Source organism: Sulfobacillus thermosulfidooxidans, from assembly GCF_001280565.1.
GTDB lineage: Bacteria > Bacillota > Sulfobacillia > Sulfobacillales > Sulfobacillaceae > Sulfobacillus > Sulfobacillus thermosulfidooxidans_A.
The window spans coordinates 2,539,584-2,558,332 of the sequence record NZ_LGRO01000001.1 but is presented as its reverse complement, the minus strand read 5'-3'; the positions used below and the strand labels follow the sequence as shown (position 1 = coordinate 2,558,332).

The following is an 18,749-nucleotide window of genomic DNA, read 5'->3' as shown; positions in this document are numbered from 1 at the left end:
TATTACAGCCCATTATACGATCCCAGATACGCATTTTCGGGATATCCACGCTGCTCCCAATATCCTAATACGTCTTGGTCCGCAAAATCTATCTTATACAGCCATTTTATGGATTTATATCCATACATTCCCGGAACCAAAAGCCGGAGCGGAAACCCTTGGGACTGCGGCAAGGGGCGATGATCGATCTGCCAGGCTATTAGAGGTTGGTATTGGTGGATTTGCTCAGCACTTAGGGACTCGGTATAAACCCCATCGGCGGAATAAAAGAGTACCCAGGGTTTTTGCTGGGGATCCCATCCCTTACTTAATAAAAACTTTTCCAAGTCGACCCCTAAAAAACTCACTCCATCAACGGCCCATCCTGTCACGCATTGAAAGTTGATTTTGCGCTCAATCATGGGCAGGGCCTTAAACTGTTCGTAACTGAGTCGTATAGGGTTTCCCGTCACATTCACTTCCAAACGATAGGTGGCGGGATCAATTGCAGGATAGCCATTCGTCACCGTATAAGGCACAAAGCCGGGCAACGCCCCTTGCACTTCGCCTTGCTGAATGGTACGCCCGCTGACCACTTTTGCCAGTGATGGTAAAGACCACAATACGGGTAGCGTAGCAGCCGTACCAATGGCCCATCCTAAGAAATGCCGTCTGGCCAATGACAACGTAAACGGTTTTTTCTTGCCTATTCGGATGGGAATATGGGCCACCAAATGCCAAGTCACCCATCCAATAAATATGAAGGCAAAAATGGCATGGGTCACCGTGGCAATCGACCGTGTAAAAGACGGTCCGACGAGCAAGCCAACTCCGCTGACAAATAGCATAACAATAAAGAAATAGGCCCATTTGGTAAAACCAGGGGATTTGCCTGGGGATTTCGTAGGCCATGGATAAAAGGCTCCGCCGAAACCTAATACCGCCAACCCATAAAACAGTCCTCCCCATTCGTGAACCGTTTGTACCAGCGCAAAGTCATTGCCCGCTGCTTTGCGCCATTCGGGCAAAAATAACCCAAAGCCGGTTAACACAATCAATCCCAAAATAGCGGCATGTCGCCAGTGACGCCGGTAAAATGGACTCATGCTCATCTCGCGCACTCCTTCGGTATTTTCTTACTTAGGAATACGACAAGATGTCATGCAACGGATGTTATTTCCCTAAAAATTGTGGATCGCGCAGAATCCACAATTTGATGGCATCAAGTTCTTGAGCTTGAGATATGTGCCTTATGGCAAGCACCTGAAAAAGGGAGCGCCATTCCGGCCAAAACCATTCGGCGCCAGAGGCTTCTTCTTCCTCTAAGAGATCGGCAAGGCCTTGCAAATACGGGTCATAAATCCTCATGTTAAAAGTGCTCCCAGTCCGTGTCCGGCACCTATTCCGATAACAATAGCTACGGCAGTGACAAAGAAAAACTGCAGGCCTCCTTTAATCCATGACGTCTTTCCAACAATGGATTTGAGGACACCTAAGGAAAACGCTGCCACGGAGGCCAAAACGATAGCCCATGTCAATGCCGTGGTGGTATTGGTATCGATGACAAACGGGAGCACTGGCGGTAAAGAACCCGCAATGACCGCTAAGGTCATAACTAAGGCGGAGGTCCAAGGATTATCCATGCTGTCCAGGACAATTCCTAGTTCTTCTTTCATCATGAAGTCCACCCAGCGGTCTTTGTCTGCGGTAATGTGCCGTGTCAACATTTCTACTTGATCATGAGAAAATCCTTGTGCCCGGTAAATACTTTCAACTTCAGCCACTTCTTCTTGGGGAATCTCATGGACCTCCCTCATTTCCCGAGAACGTTCAGCCAAAAAATACTCGTTTTGGGCCACCGTGGATAAATATTGGCCTAAGCCCATCGCCACCGATGCCGCCACCACCGCCGCGATAGCCGCCACGAGAATTTGATGGGACCCCATATGGGATGCGCTGACCCCGACGACAAGTCCCGTTATAGACACCAGGCCATCATTTACTCCAAAGACTACTTCTCGGATAGAACGTGCTTGCGGCGTATGGCGCACTTTTTCTGAGTGCCCCGTTGTCTTCAACTGTTGCACCAGCTACCCCCTCCTCTCCATTGTCGTTGTCACGGGAATTTGGATGCACTGTTTTTTTCTCTTCCAGCGCCATTATACGGAGAGCCAATGCATTATTCGCCTTAAAGCAAATGAGAATCAGTCTTGACGTCGTCCTGGACTATGTCCTTAGCCTGTTATGACCCATAGGCAAGTCCTATGTCATGGCATGGGAAATTCATCTGCCCTAGAATTCATGACCGGTTGTATAGTGAACAAGGCACGAACCGTGAACCGTGCCTACATCCTCATCGGGAAAGGGTTTGTCATGGCACACCGTTTTGTATCACATCAACACGCGAACCCGTCCAATTCGCACTCAATCAATACTTTGCCGTTTACTTTGGCCATCTTGCTGGGTGTTTCATTGAATGCCGTCAATTCTTCAACCATTTCGATTGCTATCCCCGACATTTTACGGCAATTTCATTTGACACCCCATGCCATCGTTTGGATTATTTCCGGATTTTACTTAGGAAGCGCCATTACTCAACCGATCGCAGGGGATCTCGGTGACATTTTAGGATATAAACGTCTGGTTTATCTCGGTCTTGGCTTACTATTGATCACGGCTTTGGGCGCGCCTTTCGCCCCCTTTTATGGCATACTCGTTTTATGGCGCGTAATTCAAGCCGTGTCCACGTCCATCTTGTATCCTAATGCCATTGGTCTTGTGCGCCTCTATCAAAGCGAAAAACAAGGCCAGTTTCTTGGATGGATCGGCATGAGTATCGGTATATCCGCTGCTATCGGCCCCACGGTTGGGGGATTTCTGGTTAAAACCTTTGACTGGCGAGCCATTTTTTGGCTCAATGCTCCTTTAGTCATCCTCACCGCAGCACTGTTATGGATGGGACTACGTTATGTCAAGCCCACGTCCCGCGGCTCATTACATGCTTTAACGCATTTTGATGCAGCCGGGACCCTGTTATTTGTTGTGACTATGGTGCTTTGGCTCATCTGGTCAAACAGCATAAAAAACTCAACAGACTGGCTCTATTTGCTGGCCGCTATCTTTTTCACAATCCTCTTCATTATCGTGGAGAACCATAGCATGCATCCAGTGATTCCCGTCAAGCTGTTTCGGAGTCAGTCTTTTAGCTTATATAGCGCGTTGACAGTAACCCTTAATGTTGTTTTTTACGCCGGATTGTTTGGCATTCCGACCTTTTTACAAGATTATCGGCACTGGAGTGTAGTGGATACGGCGCTTGCCCTATTCGCCATGTCGGCCGCCATGGCTGTGGGATCCATATGGGGTGGACGTTTTGCTCAAGGTTCACACCGCCGTCTCCCTTTATTATGGGGCACAAGTATTGCCCTATTAGGCAGTTTTTTCTTGGTCGATCTTGATCAGATCTCCATCTTCATGCTCCTTAGCGGCGTGATTTTGTTAGGATTTGGCTATGCCATAAATAATGTGGTCTTGCAAAAAGCCGTGATTGAATCGGTACCCGCTGCCCATACAGGCACCATAGCAGGCACCTATATGTTATTACGCTATCTGGGAGCGATTGTCTCAGCAGCCACCCTTTCTGTCATGTTAGGCACACTGAGCACAAGCAAAACACTTTTTGTCATCCTATCACTGTTGAGCGTGCTTGCCGTGGCGGGTTCTTTTTTCACACCGTTGTCCCAGACACATCAAGACGGCTAAGAAGCGTTTCGCGGACCGCAGGCCATTCGGTATCGATAATGCTATAGAGCAGAGTATCCCGAATGCTTCCGTCGGGGCGGATGCGGTGGTTGCGCAATCGTCCTTCAAACACCGCCCCTAATTTCTCGATGGCGCGCTGAGAATGCTGATTCAAGTGATCGGTTTTGAGAACCACTCGAATAGCTCCCCATTCTACAAACGCATGTCGCAACAACAAGTATTTGCACTCAGGATTGACCTTACTTCCCCATACCGAAGGGTGATACCACGTCCAGCCTATTTCCAAAGTACGGTCATGACGGCTAATATCCAAATACCGTGTACTGCCCACAATACGGCCTGAATCCTTCATGATGACGGCAAAAGTGTAAGACCAGTTTCGCCTTTCCTGTTCCATAGCTAGCCGGATAAATTTTTCCAAAGTTTTGCTGTCAGACAAATCCATCGAAAGCCAAGGCCAAATACGAGAATCTTGCGCCGCCTGTAAAAGACCTGAAAAATGTGTCATGTTTAGAGGCTCAAGACGTACCACCTGGCCTTCTAATGTTAACGGTCCTAAAGCGCTAAGTCCCATGAAAATTCTCCCTCTTTGACATTTTAAAATATCACAAATGATGAAAGAAAAACCCCTGCTACATCTCGGCAGGGGTTAATTGCGGTCTTAGGCTTCCAAACTCTTGGCTGTGTCGACGCTGTGTATCTTGACCGGAATTACTTTTTTGCCTTGCAACGGAATCCGGACGGTTAACAATCCCGCCTTTAATTCCGCACTAATGTGATCAACTTGAGCTCTTTCAGGCAACTCCACCCGGTACCGGAAAGGTAATTGCCGAATTTCTCTGCGCAGGTACACTTCGTTATCAGTCGTCGCACCGCCTTGAGCACGAATCTCCAAAACGTTATCGTCAATGCTCAAGCTCAATTGCTCTTCACTGTATCCTGGCACCGCCAAGACCACAGCAAATTCGTCGTCCTTTTTCACAATGTTTGTTGCCGGAACAAAATCAATTTGTTCCAATGGCCGGAAGAGTTCATCCCACATCGTCATCGTACCTCACCTCACCTTTATGACTTTGTCTTTCGTTGACTTTATATTAGATCCACGATTTACCTCTGTCAAGTAATCTTGGAAAAAATTTTTTCAAACAAGTTTGAGCTTGCGGTCTTAATAAGCATCCCCAATGCTTACGGCCATTTCGTCTCCTTTAGTTTCTGTTAGCTTAGCGTTAAAACGGGCCTTTAGCTGCTAACATCCTAGCATTGCCCGAAGCCTTTTGAGTGTTTAGAGGATAAAAAGAAAAGCAAGAGGGCCGCTATGGTGTTGCGACCCCATACCGACTCTCTTTCCCCGAATTCATTATGGTTGAGGTTCAAGCCAAAAATTCTTTAGAAAGTTTGGCCACGAGACTGTAATAGGTATCGACCATATTGCCCACATATAATTTGCCGGCTTGGCTTACCAGTTGATAGGCATCCCATTTATCAAAGCCAAAATCCTGGATGAGCCACTTAACCAGTTCACTATAGGCAATGCGCGCCGCATCTTCCATAGGTCTCGCACTCCCCACAGTCATGATTTCTTTTGGCGACTCGATACGCGGCCAATTAATGGGCCGGTTTTTAATCAGGTCAAAGGACAGGGTAATTTTTCCGGAAATTTCTAACGCCACCCCACATGCTTCGCCTTCCCCTTGGGCCACGTGGCAATCGCCGGTCGAAAAATAGGCTCCCGGAACGTTCACCGGCAAATAGACCGTATTGCCCGCCTTAACATCGGGCACATCCATGTTGCCCCCATGCATAAATGGGGTTAAGGCCGATAAGGCTTCTAAATCGGGAGCGGTGCCAATGGTTCCCATGAAAGGCGCCGGAGCAATGGAAAACCGATCGGAATAGGCAAAGCGTCCATCGGCCTGTTTGCGGTAAATCCAAACCTTTTCTGGTAATGGCTCTTGCAAAGTGGCAGTCAACGTGGTGGCCGTGAGTCCACCAAAAAACGGAATTTGAGCACTCACCGCCCAGTCCCGTGTTAAGGTGATGTCATGAATATGTACCACCAGCTGATCGCCTGGTTCAGCACCCTCAATGTAAATGGGGCCCGTTTGAGGATTCAGATATTTCCCTGCCACCACACTCGGTAAATCGTCTTCAGACTGGACCCGGCCTTCGAAGCAATCTTCCGTGTACAATACAACCATTTCGTTGAGTTTTACCCGGGCAATGGGTTCGTGATAACGTCCGAATGTATACGGATAGGGCGCCACCGGATAGATTTCCCGCATCATTTTCTCTCCTCTACGTTATTGTCCCTTGCTGTTTCATTCGACAACCCACTCCGCTTTCCCTGCTGTGACTTGGGGATGAAAACTGGTCATAGGTACAAAAAAGTCCCACACCGAAATCTTCAGGCATGGGACTTATCTTAATATGCTTATGAGAGGCTAAAACTCGTCCTTAAAAGTCCTTATGCTTCAATACTCTTCGCGGTGTCACTCCCCAGAATTTTCACCGGAATAATTTTCTTCGGCTGCAAGGGAATACGCACGGTTAATAATCCCGCTTTCAGTTCCGCACTGATGTTGTCCACTTGCGCCCGTTCCGGTAATTCCACCCGGTACCGGAAAGGAAGCTGGCGAATTTCCCGGCGCAAATATACTTCATTTTCAGATGGTGCCGTGCCTTGTGCGCGAATCTCTAAGACATTCTCATCAATGCTTAAACTTAATTGTTCTTCTGTATAGCCAGGCACCGCCAAGACCACCGCAAACTCATCATCTTTCTTCACAATATTGGTGGCCGGTACAAAATCTATTTGTTCTAATGGCCGGAAGAGTTCATCCCACATCGTCATCTTACCTCACCTCTCCTTAATGACTTTGTCTTTCGTTGACTTTATATTAAAATCGTTTGGTCTTGATGTCAAGTAAGTTTTGGAAATTTTTTTGGACAACTATGCGATATCGGCTCTTTTTTTTAAGCTAGTGGCGGCTGTCGAATTCGCCCATCACCGTCTTGTGGGTAAGGCTTTGAAGCAACGCTCTGGATTTCTTCTCTTTGATGCCAACCAAAAAAGAACAAGGCCAAAGACCTTGTTCTATCCTCACCTAAAATCCCCTTGTTATTTCCCAGCAGGCGGCACGATTAACACCGGAAGAGTGGAATGAGTAACCAACCAACGAGGAAAACTGCCAAACATCCCTTCAATGAAACGGGAGCCTTGATGTCTCCCCACCACAATCACATCGGCACCCCATTTGCTTGCGGTATCGAAAAAGGCCTGCGCGGCCGTGCCTTCCCCTTCCTCCACGGTAACAATACGCCATTCAGCCTGAATCTTGGTCGTTTCGACCATTTTTTGGGCCTTTTGGTGGACGGCCTCAGCATTTTTATCCCATTCATCGAGTAATGCTTGCAAATTTTCTGTCGCGATTGGCGTTCCATACGTTGTACCTAACGACATCGGTTGAATAAATGCGGTAATATCTTTCACATCAATAAGAAGAAGTTGTCCTTCTTCTCCCGTCATTTCCAGTGCTTTACTGAGCGCATGATAACTTGCTTCCGATCCATCGACGGCAACAGCCACCTTGGTAAACATCAAACAATTGACCCCTTTCTCTCTCCACTATTTACTCATCATTATGACAGATAGCACAAGCTCAGCAAGCACGATATGGCATTTCGAATCATTCTTGAACCAAAGAGGCGCATATTCCTCTTCCTGGAACGTAGGACAAGATCCCAGGAAGGTTAAGTAGAGGGAAGGTTCATGTGTCTTTGCTTATTCAGGATGTCCTAAAGCCTCTGTCAACTGGGGCGTCGGGTAGCCACTGGCTACGCCCCAATAATAAAAAGCCAGGGACATAAGCGCGCTCACAATCAAATCATAAGGAAAGTGAATCAATCCTTTGTGATGGTTGTAGGGGGAACCAAAGCGGCCGGACCCGCCATAGGACATGGCTAACATCGCCATCAAATACACAACCAGCCAGATTCCTGCTTTCACCGAACGCCAAGAGGGCCGCTCAATTTGTTCCGGCAAGAGCCAGGAAAACAGTGCATAAAGGAGCACCCCCACTAACATCGCTAATAGCAGTTTCCAATCGACATTCCATCCAGTCCAGTAGATGATCCAAGATCCCATCACAAAAGCCACAGGACCAACAATAGATAGCCCCGGCACTCTATAAAAGCGGGGGGCATTAGGCGCTGTCCTACGAAACACGGCGGCTGAAATGGGTCCCATAATATAGGTGAGAACCGTGGCCGAGGAAATCACACTGACCAGTTGATTCCATGCCGGAAACGGGGCCAAAAACAATAACCCTAACAGAAACGCCAAAACTAATGAGGCCACGGGGATACCGGTTTTCGGGTCGACCTTAGCCAACACTTTTGGCAAATAGCCATTTTCCGCCATCGCATAAAGAACCCGGGTGGTAGAGGCTAAATAGACATTACCCGTTCCTGTCGGCGATATGATCGCATCAGCATAGAGCAATGCGGCTACCCAGCCCAAGTTCAGTCCCACCGCCAATTGGGCAAAAGGTGCTGCCATAGCAAGATGATCCCATCCTTGCCGAAGCTGTGCAGTGGGTACCGCCGCAATAAAAACCACTTGCAATAGTGAATACAAAATAATGCCAATCCCAATCGACAACATAATCGCCCGGGGCACATCGCGATGGGGATTTTTTGCCTCGCCTGCCAAATCTACCGCTTGGCGAAATCCTAAATATGAAAAAATAATACCCGAGGTGGCAATCGCTTGGAGAACACCGGCACTGCCATAGGGGGCAAAATGTTGCACATGCATATTATGCCAATGAAGCCCCGTGGCTAAAAATACGATGATAGTCAGTGTCGGCATAATAAACTTGATTAACGTTAATGGGGTATTAACCCGGGCAAATGACCGCACTCCAAAATAATTAATCAAGAAAAATAAGAACATTAAAACAGCTGCCAATAAAAGACCGGGCGGCTCGATGGTATTCGTCGTTGCATTAAATAAGCCGGGAATGTAATGAGCGCTATATTGCACCATGGCTTCGGCTTGAATCGCCGGACTGGCCGCATAGCCAATCCAAATCGCCCATCCCATGATAAAACTCGTTAAATGTCCGTGGGAATAATGGGGATAACGGGCGACACCACCCGACTCGGGAAGCATTCCTGTTAATTCAGCAAAAATTAATCCAATGAAAATGACGGCAATTCCACCCATAACCCATGAGAGAATCGAAGAGGGGCCTGCCACATTGGCGGCATATAATGCCCCAAATAACCACCCCGAACCAATAATGCCGCCTAAAGATGCCATGACCAAATCAATCAAACGTAACTCATGCTTTAACGAAGATCGGTCCACGATGTTCACCTCAGATGTCTTTTTGACTTGCCTTGAAATCTCGATTTCAGGTCATAAAAAAGGGTCGGTTGCGTCATAACCGGCCCATCTTCTCAAACACCACAAGGATTTTTCGAATCACAAAAAAGGGGGAGTCTAATGAAAAATGGCCACGGTGAAGAAGACAAGCGTGATCGCGGCTAAACCTAAATGCGTAATGACCCATGCCAATGGGAAATTGCGTTTAGGAAGCAAATAGACGAAAAATAAGACGGCTCCTCCTAGGACGGTTAGCAAAAAAATCAAATAAGTCCATTCTAATAAGGTCATCGTCATGCCCCCTTACTTGGCGGGATAACGGATTTTTGGTGCAACATATGATCATGCCGTTCCAGATTCAACCAGTTTGAGCTGTGTACTCCCGTGCTAACTGTAGGATGCCCATATTGTTCTTTGAGATAAGGGGCCATCGCTGAACTAAAAAAGATAAACGTCATCACGGTGAGAAAAAAATGTACTGCCAAAAAGCTGGGTGGCAGTTTCTTCTTCTTTAAATCAAAGCGTATAAAGAACACCACTCCTAAAATGAATGTGAGGAGATAGGTGACGTACGCCCAGATGACAAAATGCATGAATATCACCTTCCTTGTCCACGCCACCCTTTACCCTATCCCATTTGAAATAAAAGATCAACCAGTGAGAATGATACCATTCATGGGCGCCAAGAAATTTGTATTGCAAAAAGGCCATGGATCAATCTTTTCTAGTCTTGGGAACTCCTTCTCAAGCGCTATAACCAAATGGCTCATCGCCCCTAACAAGTACTGTCCGGTGAGCCGTATGAAATCTGCGGGAAATTGGCTACACTATCCAGCAATGAGCATCGGATCCAAAAACGCATAAGGCTTATGTAGCGCTGCAGGCTAAGAGGATTAGGAGGATAATCATGACCATATTGATTCGTTCGTTGGTGTCTTTTTCCGCGGTGACCGTGTCTCTGCCGTTCATCGCCGCATGCTCCATGATGTCAGGGCCGAGCCCCGCGAGCCCCTCACCGAGTCACACGGTAATCGCGCGAACGATGGTGATTCGAACCGGCAAAGAAATTCACCGGCCGGGATGGCCACAATATCAGCCCGCTTTTTGGTCAGCACCCCAAAACTCCGTGGTCAAACTGACCATTATCTCCCATGATAGCGGGGCGTCACCTCTAATGATGACTCAAAACGATCAGGTCAGAGGGACAATCGGCGGAACTGAGAAGGTTGACGGCAAAACCGTCTCTCAGATTGCCAATAACGAGATCTCTCATACGTTCACCATTCCTGCCCTGGGCATTAATTTACCCATCCCTGTTGCCCCGCCCGGGAAAACTGTCACAGTCACCGCCGAAATTCCGTTCCACCAAGCCGGTTCTTACTTATGGCAATGTATGGCGCCTTGTGCCACGTCGCCCATGGGCATGGGAGGAGCTATGGTCACACCGGGTTATATGCGCGGCACCATTACAATAACCAACCAATGATGGGACAAGCGGTGATACGAGCTTTTTGGCAACAAAAATCAGGTCCCTATAACCGGACCTGATTTTTGCCTTATCACCTAACGCTTACGAATCTGATATGCCTCTTCTGCTGCCTTAATGGCTTCCTCGGCAGTCGAACCCATAGTCAATACCATACATGCGGCCAAGGATCCTTCCACAAACGGAGCATCCACTACCCGGATGTCCTGAGTGCCTTGCATTAAATCCCGAGCGGTTTCCGCCGCCAAAAAGGCACTGCCCAGATCGCCAAAAATCAGGATGGTTGTACATCCCCAATCTGTCAAATCGTCGATTCCCTCTAGAACCATGGTGGCATCAACTCCTAAGTTCTGAATTCCACCCACGGTTTCGATGAGCAATTCCTCACCCGCCACGCCGTGAAGCAATTGCGCTAAGCCCTCAGCTAATTGTTTAGAATGGGAAACGAGCAATATTCCGGTCATTTCTAGCAAGCCACCACCTTGCTTAAACATTGCCACCATAATGCTGCGGAAAAGGAACCCGGGTCAATGTGTCCAATGCTGCGTGCGCCCAAATATGCCGCACGTCCCCGTTTGGCTTGCAAATCTTTCGTGCTTTCCATCCACTGTGTTGTTAAAGCAGGCAAAGCTTCTAATCGTTCACGAAAGCATCCTGGAGTTTCCATAAGCCAATTGATAGCAGGGCGCATCACGTCCACCATCGTCTTGTCACCCACCTGGGATTTTCCCCGCATCTCGATGTTGTTCACAAGAGTTTCAATCCATAAAATCACCGTATCATCCCCGGCAACATCCTCTTGCGGCAATGCTTGGGCGGCCTTTAACAAGCCCGATCCCCACAAAGCCCCCGAAGCACCGCCGACGGTGCTGAGTAATGTCATTCCCACTTGTTTGCTCATCTCTTGTAAGTCAGGGAGAGAAAGATCCCCATTAGGCCACACAGCGCGAACTTTGTTCAAGCCGCGGGCGAGATTAGTCCCGTGATCCCCATCGCCAATGGCCCGGTCCAAATCATTTAATGTGTCGGTATAAGCCCTCACTTGCTCAGCAAAACAGATCCATAATTGCCGAAATTGGTCACTGGTCATATTTGACCCCCTGGCGCCAGGCAGGCGTATCACAAGCTGCCCACAAGCCCTGTCTCATATCCTCACTTAAACGCAGCACGCTGATAGAGGCCCCCGCCATATCGAGTGAAGTCATAAATTCTCCCATCATCACAAATTTGGGGTGAAGCTCTGCTTGATGAAACCACTCGGCCACATCTTTGGCGAAAACCGCTAACTCCAAAAGTGGCGTCGCACCCATACCGTTAATGATACAGGCCACATCCTCCCCGGGTTTTAACGAAAGATCTGCAGCGATTTGACGAAGAATTTCATGGGCTAATTCCCGGGCTGGCCGCACCTGTTGTCGGTGTGTGCCAGGTTCTCCGTGAATACCAATTCCCATTTCCATCTCAGTATCCGCTAATGTAAAACTCGGTTGTCCCGCCGCGGGAACGGTGCAAGGGGTGAGGGCAAAGCCCATCGACCGCACGTGGTGGATCACCTCTTTTGCCCCGTCCCGGACGGATTCTAAAGAAGCCCCCGCTTCCGCCAGGGCTCCCGCAATTTTGTGAACAAAAATGGTCCCAGCAATGCCTCGTCGTCCGGTGGTATATAAGGAATCGTCGACTGCCACATCATCATTCACCACCACCGCCTCGGTTGGTATTCCTTCTTCTCTAGCCAAATCTTGAGCAATCTCAAAATTCATCACATCGCCCGTGTAATTTTTGATAACTAAGAGAACCCCTGCACCGTGATTAGCGGCCCGAATCCCTTCAAGAATTTGATCCGGTGTTGGCGAGGTAAAAACTTCGCCTGCCACAGCCGCATCGAGCATTCCATAGCCAACGTACCCACCGTGAGCAGGCTCATGACCGGAACCGCCTCCGGACACAATACCGACTTTGCCAGTCCCTTTGGGTTCTACTCGGGCAAGAACATAGCTGCCGGGAAGACGTCTAAGATACTGAGGAAAAGCCCACACGAATCCATCCAACGCATCCTCCACCATGGTTTCGACCTGATCCAGGAGTTTTTTCATTGTTTGCCCTCCTATTCGCCATCATTTCCATCGACCCAGTTTTGCGCACGGCTAACTGCCCTTTGCCATCCCTGATAGAGTCTCTCTCGGGTGGATTCATCCATTGCCGGAGAAAATTCCGCATCAAGATGCCATGCAGCTGTTAGAGGCTCAAAACCCGGCCAGACACCTGTCGCCAATCCCGCAAGAAAAGCGGCGCCCATGGCCGTCGTTTCTGTGACTTGGGGACGTTGTACAAGAAGTCCCAAGATATCTGCTTGGAACTGCGCCAAAAATTGATTGGCAATAGCACCCCCGTCGACTCGCAATGCCGAAATCGAGTGGTTACTGTCTTGTTGCATCACATCTAAAACATCCCGGGTCTGATAAGCAATAGATTCTAAGGCGGCTCGAACAAGATGAGCACGATTACTCCCCCGGGTTAAGCCCACAATAGTCCCCCTCGCATAACTATCCCAGTACGGTGCGCCTAACCCCACAAAGGCTGGCACCACATACACGCCATTGGTGCTATTCACCGACAACGCCAGAGCTTCAGTTTCCTTAGCGGTATGAATTAATTGTAATTCATCCCGCAGCCACTGCACGACAGCGCCAGTGATAAAGATGGAGCCTTCGAGGGCATAAGTGATTTGTCCAGAAATCCCCCAAGCAATCGTTGTCAATAACCCATGATCAGATACAACGGGTTGGGTGCCGGTATTCATCAAGAGAAATGATCCGGTCCCGTAAGTATTTTTGACCGAACCGGGGCTAAAACAGTTTTGGCCGAATAACGCCGCTTGTTGATCTCCAGCAATACCGGCAATCGGAATGTCTTGTCCGAACCAATGCGTGCTGGTATAGGCACAAATCCCCGAAGAATCGACAACCCTAGGACACATTGAGAGCGGAATGTTCAAAATGTTTAGCAAATCCTCATCCCATGACAAGTCATGAATGTTATATAGCAAGGTCCTGGAAGCATTGGAATAGTCGGTCACATGCACCGCGCCATCGGTTAATTTGAATATTAACCAGCTGTCAACGGTGCCAAAAACCAGGTCTCCTTGTGCCGCCAAATCCCTTGCACCCGGAACATGATCTAAAATCCAGGCAACTTTCGTCCCCGAAAAATAGGCATCGATAACCAGACCGGTTTTTCTCCGAAATGTGTCACTGAGATTTTGTTCACGCAATTGATCACAATATCTAGCCGTTCGCCGGCACTGCCAGACAATGGCGTTATAGATGGGTCGACCCGTATTTTTATTCCATACAACCGTTGTTTCGCGTTGATTAGTAATTCCGATAGCACGAATCTGAGAAATTGGTACTTGCGACGTGTTGAGGCATTCTTGGATGGCTTGCCATTGTGACTGCCAAATATCATCGGGATCATGCTCCACCCACCCCGGTTGCGGATAAATTTGGCGTAATTCTTTCTGACCGGCTGCAACAACTTGACCTGCTTGATTAAATAAAATGGCACGGCTACTTGTGGTCCCTTGATCCAGCGCCAAAACATACTGATAACCCATGATAAATTTTTCCTCCTAATATTCTCACTGGGGTCTATTCGCTTAGTCTTGACGTTTTTTGATACAGCGCATTTTTTTCCTATCGCTTTCCTTTATTTTTACCTTTTACTTTGCTCTGTCTTTAACATAATCTTCTCATGAGTTATGCATTGGCTATATTCGAATATCTCACAGTTGTTATCTCAATCGAAAGTTCTTTCATTTACTACATTGGCAACACCATTCACTCATCTCAATATCCATCAAATCCCCAAAATTATGAATTTAAGCGAAATCATCGCTACAAATAAACCGGCGTGATCGGTTTAATGAGAGTCAACACCACTATGTCAGATTAAAGAGAATGAACCCGCCACTTCATTGAACCAGATTAACTTGTCGAATTGAATTAACCTGCAGATGCCTCTTTTGGTAACCCTAACAGCCATAGTCATATTTCATCACAAACCGGTTTTAATGCCGAGCGCCCAGAATGATTTCCCAGACGAAAATGTTTGGGTAGTTATATTTGTAGTTGATCTTAGTTTTTGCATGGCCTTAAATGCCTTTTATAGAGATTTCGCAGCATAGCCATCGTTGTACAGAATTAGTTGGGATTTTAATAGCCATCGCCCATACACGGGATACGTCGACACTGCTGGTGATGCTGAATATGGTGCTTGGACGCATCCGGCAAAATCATCCCGAACCGCTCCGCAATGTAGTCCGTAGCGCTTGACAGTTGCGCCTAGAGACGGTTCCCGATTCTACCAGAACCCCTGCAGCACCCACTCGAGCACCAAGTGCGCTTCGCGACGTATGCGCGAGACTGGGAGGCATCATCATTAAATGGATCGCCTTTTTAGACGTTCATCCTTTGCCAACCACAGATATTTGGCGCCAAACCGCGCTGGCCATTGTGTTCAACAACCCACAGCGCAAAAAGATTGCATTGAAAACTCTTGAATCTTGATGATTTTGTGATAGATATATAAAATATCTACCTTTATAAAAATTTTGTTTTACACCTACAGCCTACCAGAAATGAAGCATGTTTTGTTTTCAAGCAGTCACGTAAACCCCAAGAATCGGCTCCCTGACAACGTTTTTGTACACCTCTGCCGTGCAAAAGTTGAGTGATATCGTGGATTTTTATCGTATCCCAGAAACCCTCTTCGCTTGCCATTGGGACAGAGTCACCCTAAGTCGGTTGGACAAATAATGTTGCTTTGCGGCGTACCGTCCGTATTCCGTGGTCGATGTCATAGCCCACTCAACGCCAGTACCACCATTTTGTGTGGGATACCGCTTATTCATCCTAATCATTTTTGAATATGGGAGAAAACTCTATGGGGACGATGATTTTGCAAGGGTTGCACGTGTTGTTCGGCGTACTCTGGTTTGGCGGGAGCATATTTTCTACCTTCGTAGTGATTCCAGCAACAAGCAAGATTGATGCAACGCACGCCAATCCATTTATGGCGATCTACGCCAAATTGGCTGAACGGTATATGACTCCTGTGAGCACACTGGCGATCATCTTCGGCATTATCCTTGGTTTTCCGCTTCATGCATGGAGCAATATCGGACACACATACGGCAACACGTATCTCATTGCGTTTGTTGTATCGCTCCTCGTATATTGGTGGGGTATTTTCATGATTGGCCGCAATATCAAAAAGGGACTCGCACATGGGTTCGGCACTCCTGAGTTCCGAGCGATCACCAACCGAGTGAAAAAGTATGCAGGCATAGAACTGTTGGGGTTTTTCGCCATCTTCGTTCTGATGGTGCTTTTGAGTTTTGACTATTAAATCACGGAGAGACACTCACGCCCCAAGCCAAGAATTCACATCGGGAATATCGGCCCTAGACGCCGTGTCGGTCATCGCCATTAAGCTATACTGTTCGCAGATTACAATTGATGATTAACAATTGATGATTATTGGGCGTCGTGAACTAGCTGAAATTTTAGGGTGAACAACGACGCCAGTTTCGGTGTCCCAGCGTGTTGCGCACGGGGACTGTCCCAAACGGCATGTTGGCGGTGATCCGTCCTCAAAATATGCCACATTGTCTTGGCCGAGTGAAGGCGGTAGACCACCTTCCTGCTAGTTTTTAGGAGTCGAGTGGGAAAACTGCAACCAGTCGCCGACGCTTTCGAACACAACGACGTCTTTCAAGTTTGAGGATACGCTCAGATGGACAGAACAGACGACGCTGTTAGGAACGAGCTGGAAAGTGACTCATAATTTTTCCAATCATCCGCAGAGTATGTCCCCTATTTAAATAGCAATCAAAATGTGCTTATTTTTTCTCTTATCTGCTCGGGATTGTCCATCACTTGCTCGGACATGAGAACAATAATGGATTATGTCTTGAGACGGTTTTGTTATAACTCCTCTTCCGCACGTGATGGGTGAAAGCCGTGGAATTTATCCCGAGGGTCTAGGGGGCACCTGCGTGTAAATCGTATCCGTAAAACCCAATGCGGCCAAAATGGCCGCCACCGACTGGGTATGAACCGCCGGGACAAAGAGTTGACGGGTCTGGGCATCCAGCGGCACGACAATCAGTCCGCGCAGATGATGTAACACCTCCTGCCCGGTAGGCCGCGCCAACAGACCGCGAGTCGGCGTGGGAAGGGGCGGGGCCTGCCGGGCCCGACGTTCGATGAGACTGAGCACCAACGCGGCGAGCAAGAGCACATAACCTAAGGCTTCCACCCGTTCCGGCTTTTGCACATAGAGCGCATCCACAAAGGCCGGGTCTTTTACAAAGCGAAAACGGTGTTCGATGACCGTTTGGCCTTTGTATTCTTCGAGCAATCGGCGGGCATCAAAGGAGGAGGCCGGCAGATTGGTGATTAAGACAAACGTCGCCGCCCGGTCCTGTGCCGCCTGCACGCGTTGCGCATCGACTGCCCCAATGGTGGGATGGACCCGGTATACTGTGGTGGTAGCCGGTTCGGGGGCATCGTGGCGGGGACGCCCGCGGGTCGTGCGTTTGGGGACCTGCGTTTCCGCGACAACCGTCGCCTCGACATGATGCCATTGGGCGGTGGCCCGCCAAGCGGCCACGGCCGCTTCGGCATCATGAGCACAGGCAAACACGGTTTCCGCGAGGCGAGTCGCCGCCCGGGTTAACTGGTTATGGGCCCGTTCGACCTGGCGGGCAATGGTGTGAGCTTTCCGCTCAGCTAGATGATCGGAGCGATAAACCACGAGCCGATAGGATCGGCCCTCAATTTCGCCGGTCTGTTCTGCGGCCGCGTAGGTGGCCGCATCGGCCCGCTCCCCGATTTTGCCGAGGGGAACTCAGGCGTTGGCCGCCAAGGCGGCCGTCTTCGCATCGTGCGCGGCTCGAAATGTTTCCGGACAACGCGAGAGAAAGCGGAGCGAACGGTCAGCCATCGCCTTTAAGTGAGGACCCGTGATGAGGGCGGAATCGGCCACGTAGACCAGTTGTTGCAGTTGCTGAGGCGAAAAGTAATCGTCTAAGGCCGCAATCATCTCGGCATTGAGGATTTTGTCACTCAGATTCCCGTCTTGCACCGTGCCCACCACCGGAATGCCTTCTCGGGTCCCCAACAGCGTCAGGAGAATTTGACGCAGATCGGGACGATGATCCTTGGAATGGCCATAGGTGGGATGCACTCCGGTCCCGGATCCGGTGTCCGGATACGTGCCATAGACCGAGCGGGTCGTACTATCCCAGTGGACAAACACCGGACTATCGGGCGTCCACACGTGGTCGTGCAAGAGCGCTCGCGTTGCAACGGCACTGAAGACGGTGGCGCCACCGGCGGCAGCGACTTTATCCAGAGCCCGTCCGAGGGCATCATCCGTAAAATCGGCCGCGGTGCGGCCGGATCCAAACAACAAGGGCACATCGGTTAACTGAAATTGCTCGTGGACGCGATACAGAGGTCGACGAGCGGTGAGCAAATTGACGACGAGCGCGAAAATCCGTTCGCCGGGCGACAGGTGGCAACGCTGCGAATCCCACGCAACGGTCTGATTTATGGCCTCGATGAATCCAATTTCTTCACAGAGGGCTCGGATGACCGGTCCAGCCCCCACAACAACGGGTGTCGGCATGGGTGTGTTCATAAGAGATTACTTCGCCATGCGATACACAATCTCCTTTGCGATCAGCCCAAAAAAAATAATTTTTTTGTTCCCTCCACGTGCGGAAAGTAAGTTATAACTTTGATATCGCTTCGATTACCTCCGACAATGATTGTTCGCAAGCCGTCACTTGAGTCAAGTCATCTGTCTCATAATCGATCGTAACCACGTCATGATGTTGGGCTCCCAGTGATAAAATGTGAAGAATACTTTTGCCATTTACCGTTTTTCCGTGACACGAAATCTGCACCGTAAAAGGGAAGGTCGCTAAGGTTTTCACCAATTGCGCTGCAACTCTGGCATGAAGTCCGTCGCTGGCCATAATGGTATATTGTCGTTGAACCATATTCGCACCTCTAATAAAATCCGGTCGCAATCGAGACCATTAGATTGTGAGACGATCAGACTTTT

19 protein-coding genes and 1 pseudogene are annotated in these 18,749 nt (G+C 48.9%); 3 read left to right on the top strand and 17 right to left on the bottom strand.

Features of this window, described 5'->3' with window-relative positions; translation table 11 throughout:
- Nucleotides 1-2: 2 nt before the first annotated feature.
- From AOA63_RS12470 to AOA63_RS12460, 3 genes are all read right to left on the bottom strand, one after another.
- Complete coding sequence (locus tag AOA63_RS12470) at nt 3-1,091, bottom strand: molybdopterin-dependent oxidoreductase (RefSeq protein WP_053960003.1); 1,089 nt, start codon at nt 1,089-1,091, stop codon at nt 3-5.
- Nucleotides 1,092-1,152: 61 nt separating this feature from the next.
- Complete coding sequence (locus AOA63_RS12465; protein WP_053960002.1) at nt 1,153-1,347, bottom strand: hypothetical protein; 195 nt, start codon at nt 1,345-1,347, stop codon at nt 1,153-1,155.
- The gene (locus AOA63_RS12460) at nt 1,344-2,066 is read right to left on the bottom strand and encodes a VIT1/CCC1 transporter family protein (protein ID WP_053960001.1); all 723 of its coding nucleotides are present in this window, start codon (nt 2,064-2,066) and stop codon (nt 1,344-1,346) included. Before AOA63_RS12460 ends, AOA63_RS12465 begins: the two co-directional genes overlap by 4 nt.
- A gap of 229 nt (nt 2,067-2,295) precedes the next feature.
- Between AOA63_RS12460 and AOA63_RS12455 the strand changes: the two genes are divergently transcribed.
- On the top strand, nt 2,296-3,741 hold the full coding sequence (locus AOA63_RS12455) for an MFS transporter (RefSeq protein ID WP_171822712.1): 1,446 nt from the start codon (nt 2,296-2,298) through the stop codon (nt 3,739-3,741).
- Here AOA63_RS12455 and AOA63_RS12450 read toward each other — a convergent pair.
- From AOA63_RS12450 to AOA63_RS12420, 8 genes are all read right to left on the bottom strand, one after another.
- The gene (locus AOA63_RS12450) at nt 3,707-4,315 is read right to left on the bottom strand and encodes a GNAT family N-acetyltransferase (RefSeq protein ID WP_053959999.1); all 609 of its coding nucleotides are present in this window, start codon (nt 4,313-4,315) and stop codon (nt 3,707-3,709) included. The genes AOA63_RS12455 and AOA63_RS12450 overlap by 35 nt on opposite strands.
- Before the next feature lie 87 nt (nt 4,316-4,402).
- Entirely contained in the window at nt 4,403-4,789 is a 387-nt protein-coding gene (locus AOA63_RS12445) for an Hsp20/alpha crystallin family protein (RefSeq protein ID WP_053959998.1), read from the bottom strand.
- A 322-nt stretch (nt 4,790-5,111) separates the two neighbouring features.
- Entirely contained in the window at nt 5,112-6,026 is a 915-nt protein-coding gene (locus AOA63_RS12440) for an acetamidase/formamidase family protein (RefSeq protein WP_242848330.1), read from the bottom strand.
- A gap of 179 nt (nt 6,027-6,205) precedes the next feature.
- Complete coding sequence (locus AOA63_RS12435; RefSeq protein WP_053959996.1) at nt 6,206-6,592, bottom strand: Hsp20/alpha crystallin family protein; 387 nt, start codon at nt 6,590-6,592, stop codon at nt 6,206-6,208.
- Nucleotides 6,593-6,859: 267 nt separating this feature from the next.
- Nucleotides 6,860-7,339, bottom strand: a complete 480-nt coding sequence (locus AOA63_RS12430) for a universal stress protein (protein ID WP_053959995.1) — start codon at nt 7,337-7,339, stop codon at nt 6,860-6,862.
- 183 nt (nt 7,340-7,522) lie between these two features.
- Nucleotides 7,523-9,121 (bottom strand): APC family permease, encoded by a 1,599-nt coding sequence (locus AOA63_RS12425; protein ID WP_242848329.1) that lies wholly within the window; start codon nt 9,119-9,121, stop codon nt 7,523-7,525.
- A 126-nt stretch (nt 9,122-9,247) separates the two neighbouring features.
- Nucleotides 9,248-9,421: a hypothetical protein gene (locus AOA63_RS19815; RefSeq protein WP_171822711.1), complete on the bottom strand. Its 174-nt coding sequence runs from the start codon at nt 9,419-9,421 to the stop codon at nt 9,248-9,250.
- 2 nt (nt 9,422-9,423) lie between these two features.
- Nucleotides 9,424-9,723, bottom strand: a complete 300-nt coding sequence (locus AOA63_RS12420; protein ID WP_053959994.1) for a hypothetical protein — start codon at nt 9,721-9,723, stop codon at nt 9,424-9,426.
- 314 nt (nt 9,724-10,037) lie between these two features.
- Between AOA63_RS12420 and AOA63_RS12410 the strand changes: the two genes are divergently transcribed.
- Nucleotides 10,038-10,616, top strand: coding sequence for a hypothetical protein (locus AOA63_RS12410; RefSeq protein WP_053959992.1), 579 nt, complete (start codon nt 10,038-10,040; stop codon nt 10,614-10,616).
- Nucleotides 10,617-10,693: 77 nt separating this feature from the next.
- Here the strand turns inward: AOA63_RS12410 and AOA63_RS12405 are convergent, their stop codons facing one another.
- Genes AOA63_RS12405 through glpK form a run of 4 tightly spaced genes read right to left on the bottom strand, consistent with a single transcriptional unit; the run spans nt 10,694 to nt 14,229 of the window.
- Complete coding sequence (locus tag AOA63_RS12405; RefSeq protein WP_053959991.1) at nt 10,694-11,080, bottom strand: PTS-dependent dihydroxyacetone kinase phosphotransferase subunit DhaM; 387 nt, start codon at nt 11,078-11,080, stop codon at nt 10,694-10,696.
- A gap of 2 nt (nt 11,081-11,082) precedes the next feature.
- Nucleotides 11,083-11,706, bottom strand: coding sequence for a dihydroxyacetone kinase subunit DhaL (gene dhaL, locus AOA63_RS12400; RefSeq protein WP_053959990.1), 624 nt, complete (start codon nt 11,704-11,706; stop codon nt 11,083-11,085).
- Entirely contained in the window at nt 11,696-12,709 is a 1,014-nt protein-coding gene (gene dhaK, locus AOA63_RS12395) for a dihydroxyacetone kinase subunit DhaK (RefSeq protein WP_053959989.1), read from the bottom strand. Before dhaK ends, dhaL begins: the two co-directional genes overlap by 11 nt.
- A gap of 11 nt (nt 12,710-12,720) precedes the next feature.
- Nucleotides 12,721-14,229, bottom strand: a complete 1,509-nt coding sequence (gene glpK / locus AOA63_RS12390) for a glycerol kinase GlpK (protein WP_053959988.1) — start codon at nt 14,227-14,229, stop codon at nt 12,721-12,723.
- Between the two features lie 1,328 nt (nt 14,230-15,557).
- Between glpK and AOA63_RS12385 the strand changes: the two genes are divergently transcribed.
- Complete coding sequence (locus AOA63_RS12385; protein ID WP_053959987.1) at nt 15,558-16,022, top strand: hypothetical protein; 465 nt, start codon at nt 15,558-15,560, stop codon at nt 16,020-16,022.
- A gap of 621 nt (nt 16,023-16,643) precedes the next feature.
- Here the strand turns inward: AOA63_RS12385 and AOA63_RS12380 are convergent.
- Both AOA63_RS12380 and AOA63_RS12375 read right to left on the bottom strand, forming a co-directional pair.
- Nucleotides 16,644-18,308: pseudogene (locus tag AOA63_RS12380) on the bottom strand (IS1634 family transposase).
- Nucleotides 18,309-18,411: 103 nt separating this feature from the next.
- Entirely contained in the window at nt 18,412-18,684 is a 273-nt protein-coding gene (locus tag AOA63_RS12375; RefSeq protein ID WP_053959986.1) for an HPr family phosphocarrier protein, read from the bottom strand.
- Nucleotides 18,685-18,749: the final 65 nt, after the last annotated feature.

What these genes read in the sequence shown, in the direction of transcription:
- AOA63_RS12470 (WP_053960003.1), bottom strand. Translation starts at nt 1,091, where the DNA reads ATGAGCATGAGTCCATTTTACCGGCGTCACTGGCGACATGCCGCTATT.
- AOA63_RS12465 (WP_053960002.1), bottom strand. Translation starts at nt 1,347, where the DNA reads ATGAGGATTTATGACCCGTATTTGCAAGGCCTTGCCGATCTCTTAGAG.
- AOA63_RS12450 (WP_053959999.1), bottom strand. Translation starts at nt 4,315, where the DNA reads ATGGGACTTAGCGCTTTAGGACCGTTAACATTAGAAGGCCAGGTGGTA.
- AOA63_RS12445 (WP_053959998.1), bottom strand. Translation starts at nt 4,789, where the DNA reads ATGACGATGTGGGATGAACTCTTCCGGCCATTGGAACAAATTGATTTT.
- AOA63_RS12440 (WP_242848330.1), bottom strand. Translation starts at nt 6,026, where the DNA reads ATGATGCGGGAAATCTATCCGGTGGCGCCCTATCCGTATACATTCGGA.
- AOA63_RS12435 (WP_053959996.1), bottom strand. Translation starts at nt 6,592, where the DNA reads ATGACGATGTGGGATGAACTCTTCCGGCCATTAGAACAAATAGATTTT.
- AOA63_RS12430 (WP_053959995.1), bottom strand. Translation starts at nt 7,339, where the DNA reads ATGTTTACCAAGGTGGCTGTTGCCGTCGATGGATCGGAAGCAAGTTAT.
- AOA63_RS19815 (WP_171822711.1), bottom strand. Translation starts at nt 9,421, where the DNA reads ATGACCTTATTAGAATGGACTTATTTGATTTTTTTGCTAACCGTCCTA.
- AOA63_RS12420 (WP_053959994.1), bottom strand. Translation starts at nt 9,723, where the DNA reads ATGCATTTTGTCATCTGGGCGTACGTCACCTATCTCCTCACATTCATT.
- AOA63_RS12410 (WP_053959992.1), top strand. Translation starts at nt 10,038, where the DNA reads ATGACCATATTGATTCGTTCGTTGGTGTCTTTTTCCGCGGTGACCGTG.
- AOA63_RS12405 (WP_053959991.1), bottom strand. Translation starts at nt 11,080, where the DNA reads ATGACCGGAATATTGCTCGTTTCCCATTCTAAACAATTAGCTGAGGGC.
- dhaL (WP_053959990.1), bottom strand. Translation starts at nt 11,706, where the DNA reads ATGACCAGTGACCAATTTCGGCAATTATGGATCTGTTTTGCTGAGCAA.
- dhaK (WP_053959989.1), bottom strand. Translation starts at nt 12,709, where the DNA reads ATGAAAAAACTCCTGGATCAGGTCGAAACCATGGTGGAGGATGCGTTG.
- glpK (WP_053959988.1), bottom strand. Translation starts at nt 14,229, where the DNA reads ATGGGTTATCAGTATGTTTTGGCGCTGGATCAAGGGACCACAAGTAGC.
- AOA63_RS12385 (WP_053959987.1), top strand. Translation starts at nt 15,558, where the DNA reads ATGGGGACGATGATTTTGCAAGGGTTGCACGTGTTGTTCGGCGTACTC.
- AOA63_RS12375 (WP_053959986.1), bottom strand. Translation starts at nt 18,684, where the DNA reads ATGGTTCAACGACAATATACCATTATGGCCAGCGACGGACTTCATGCC.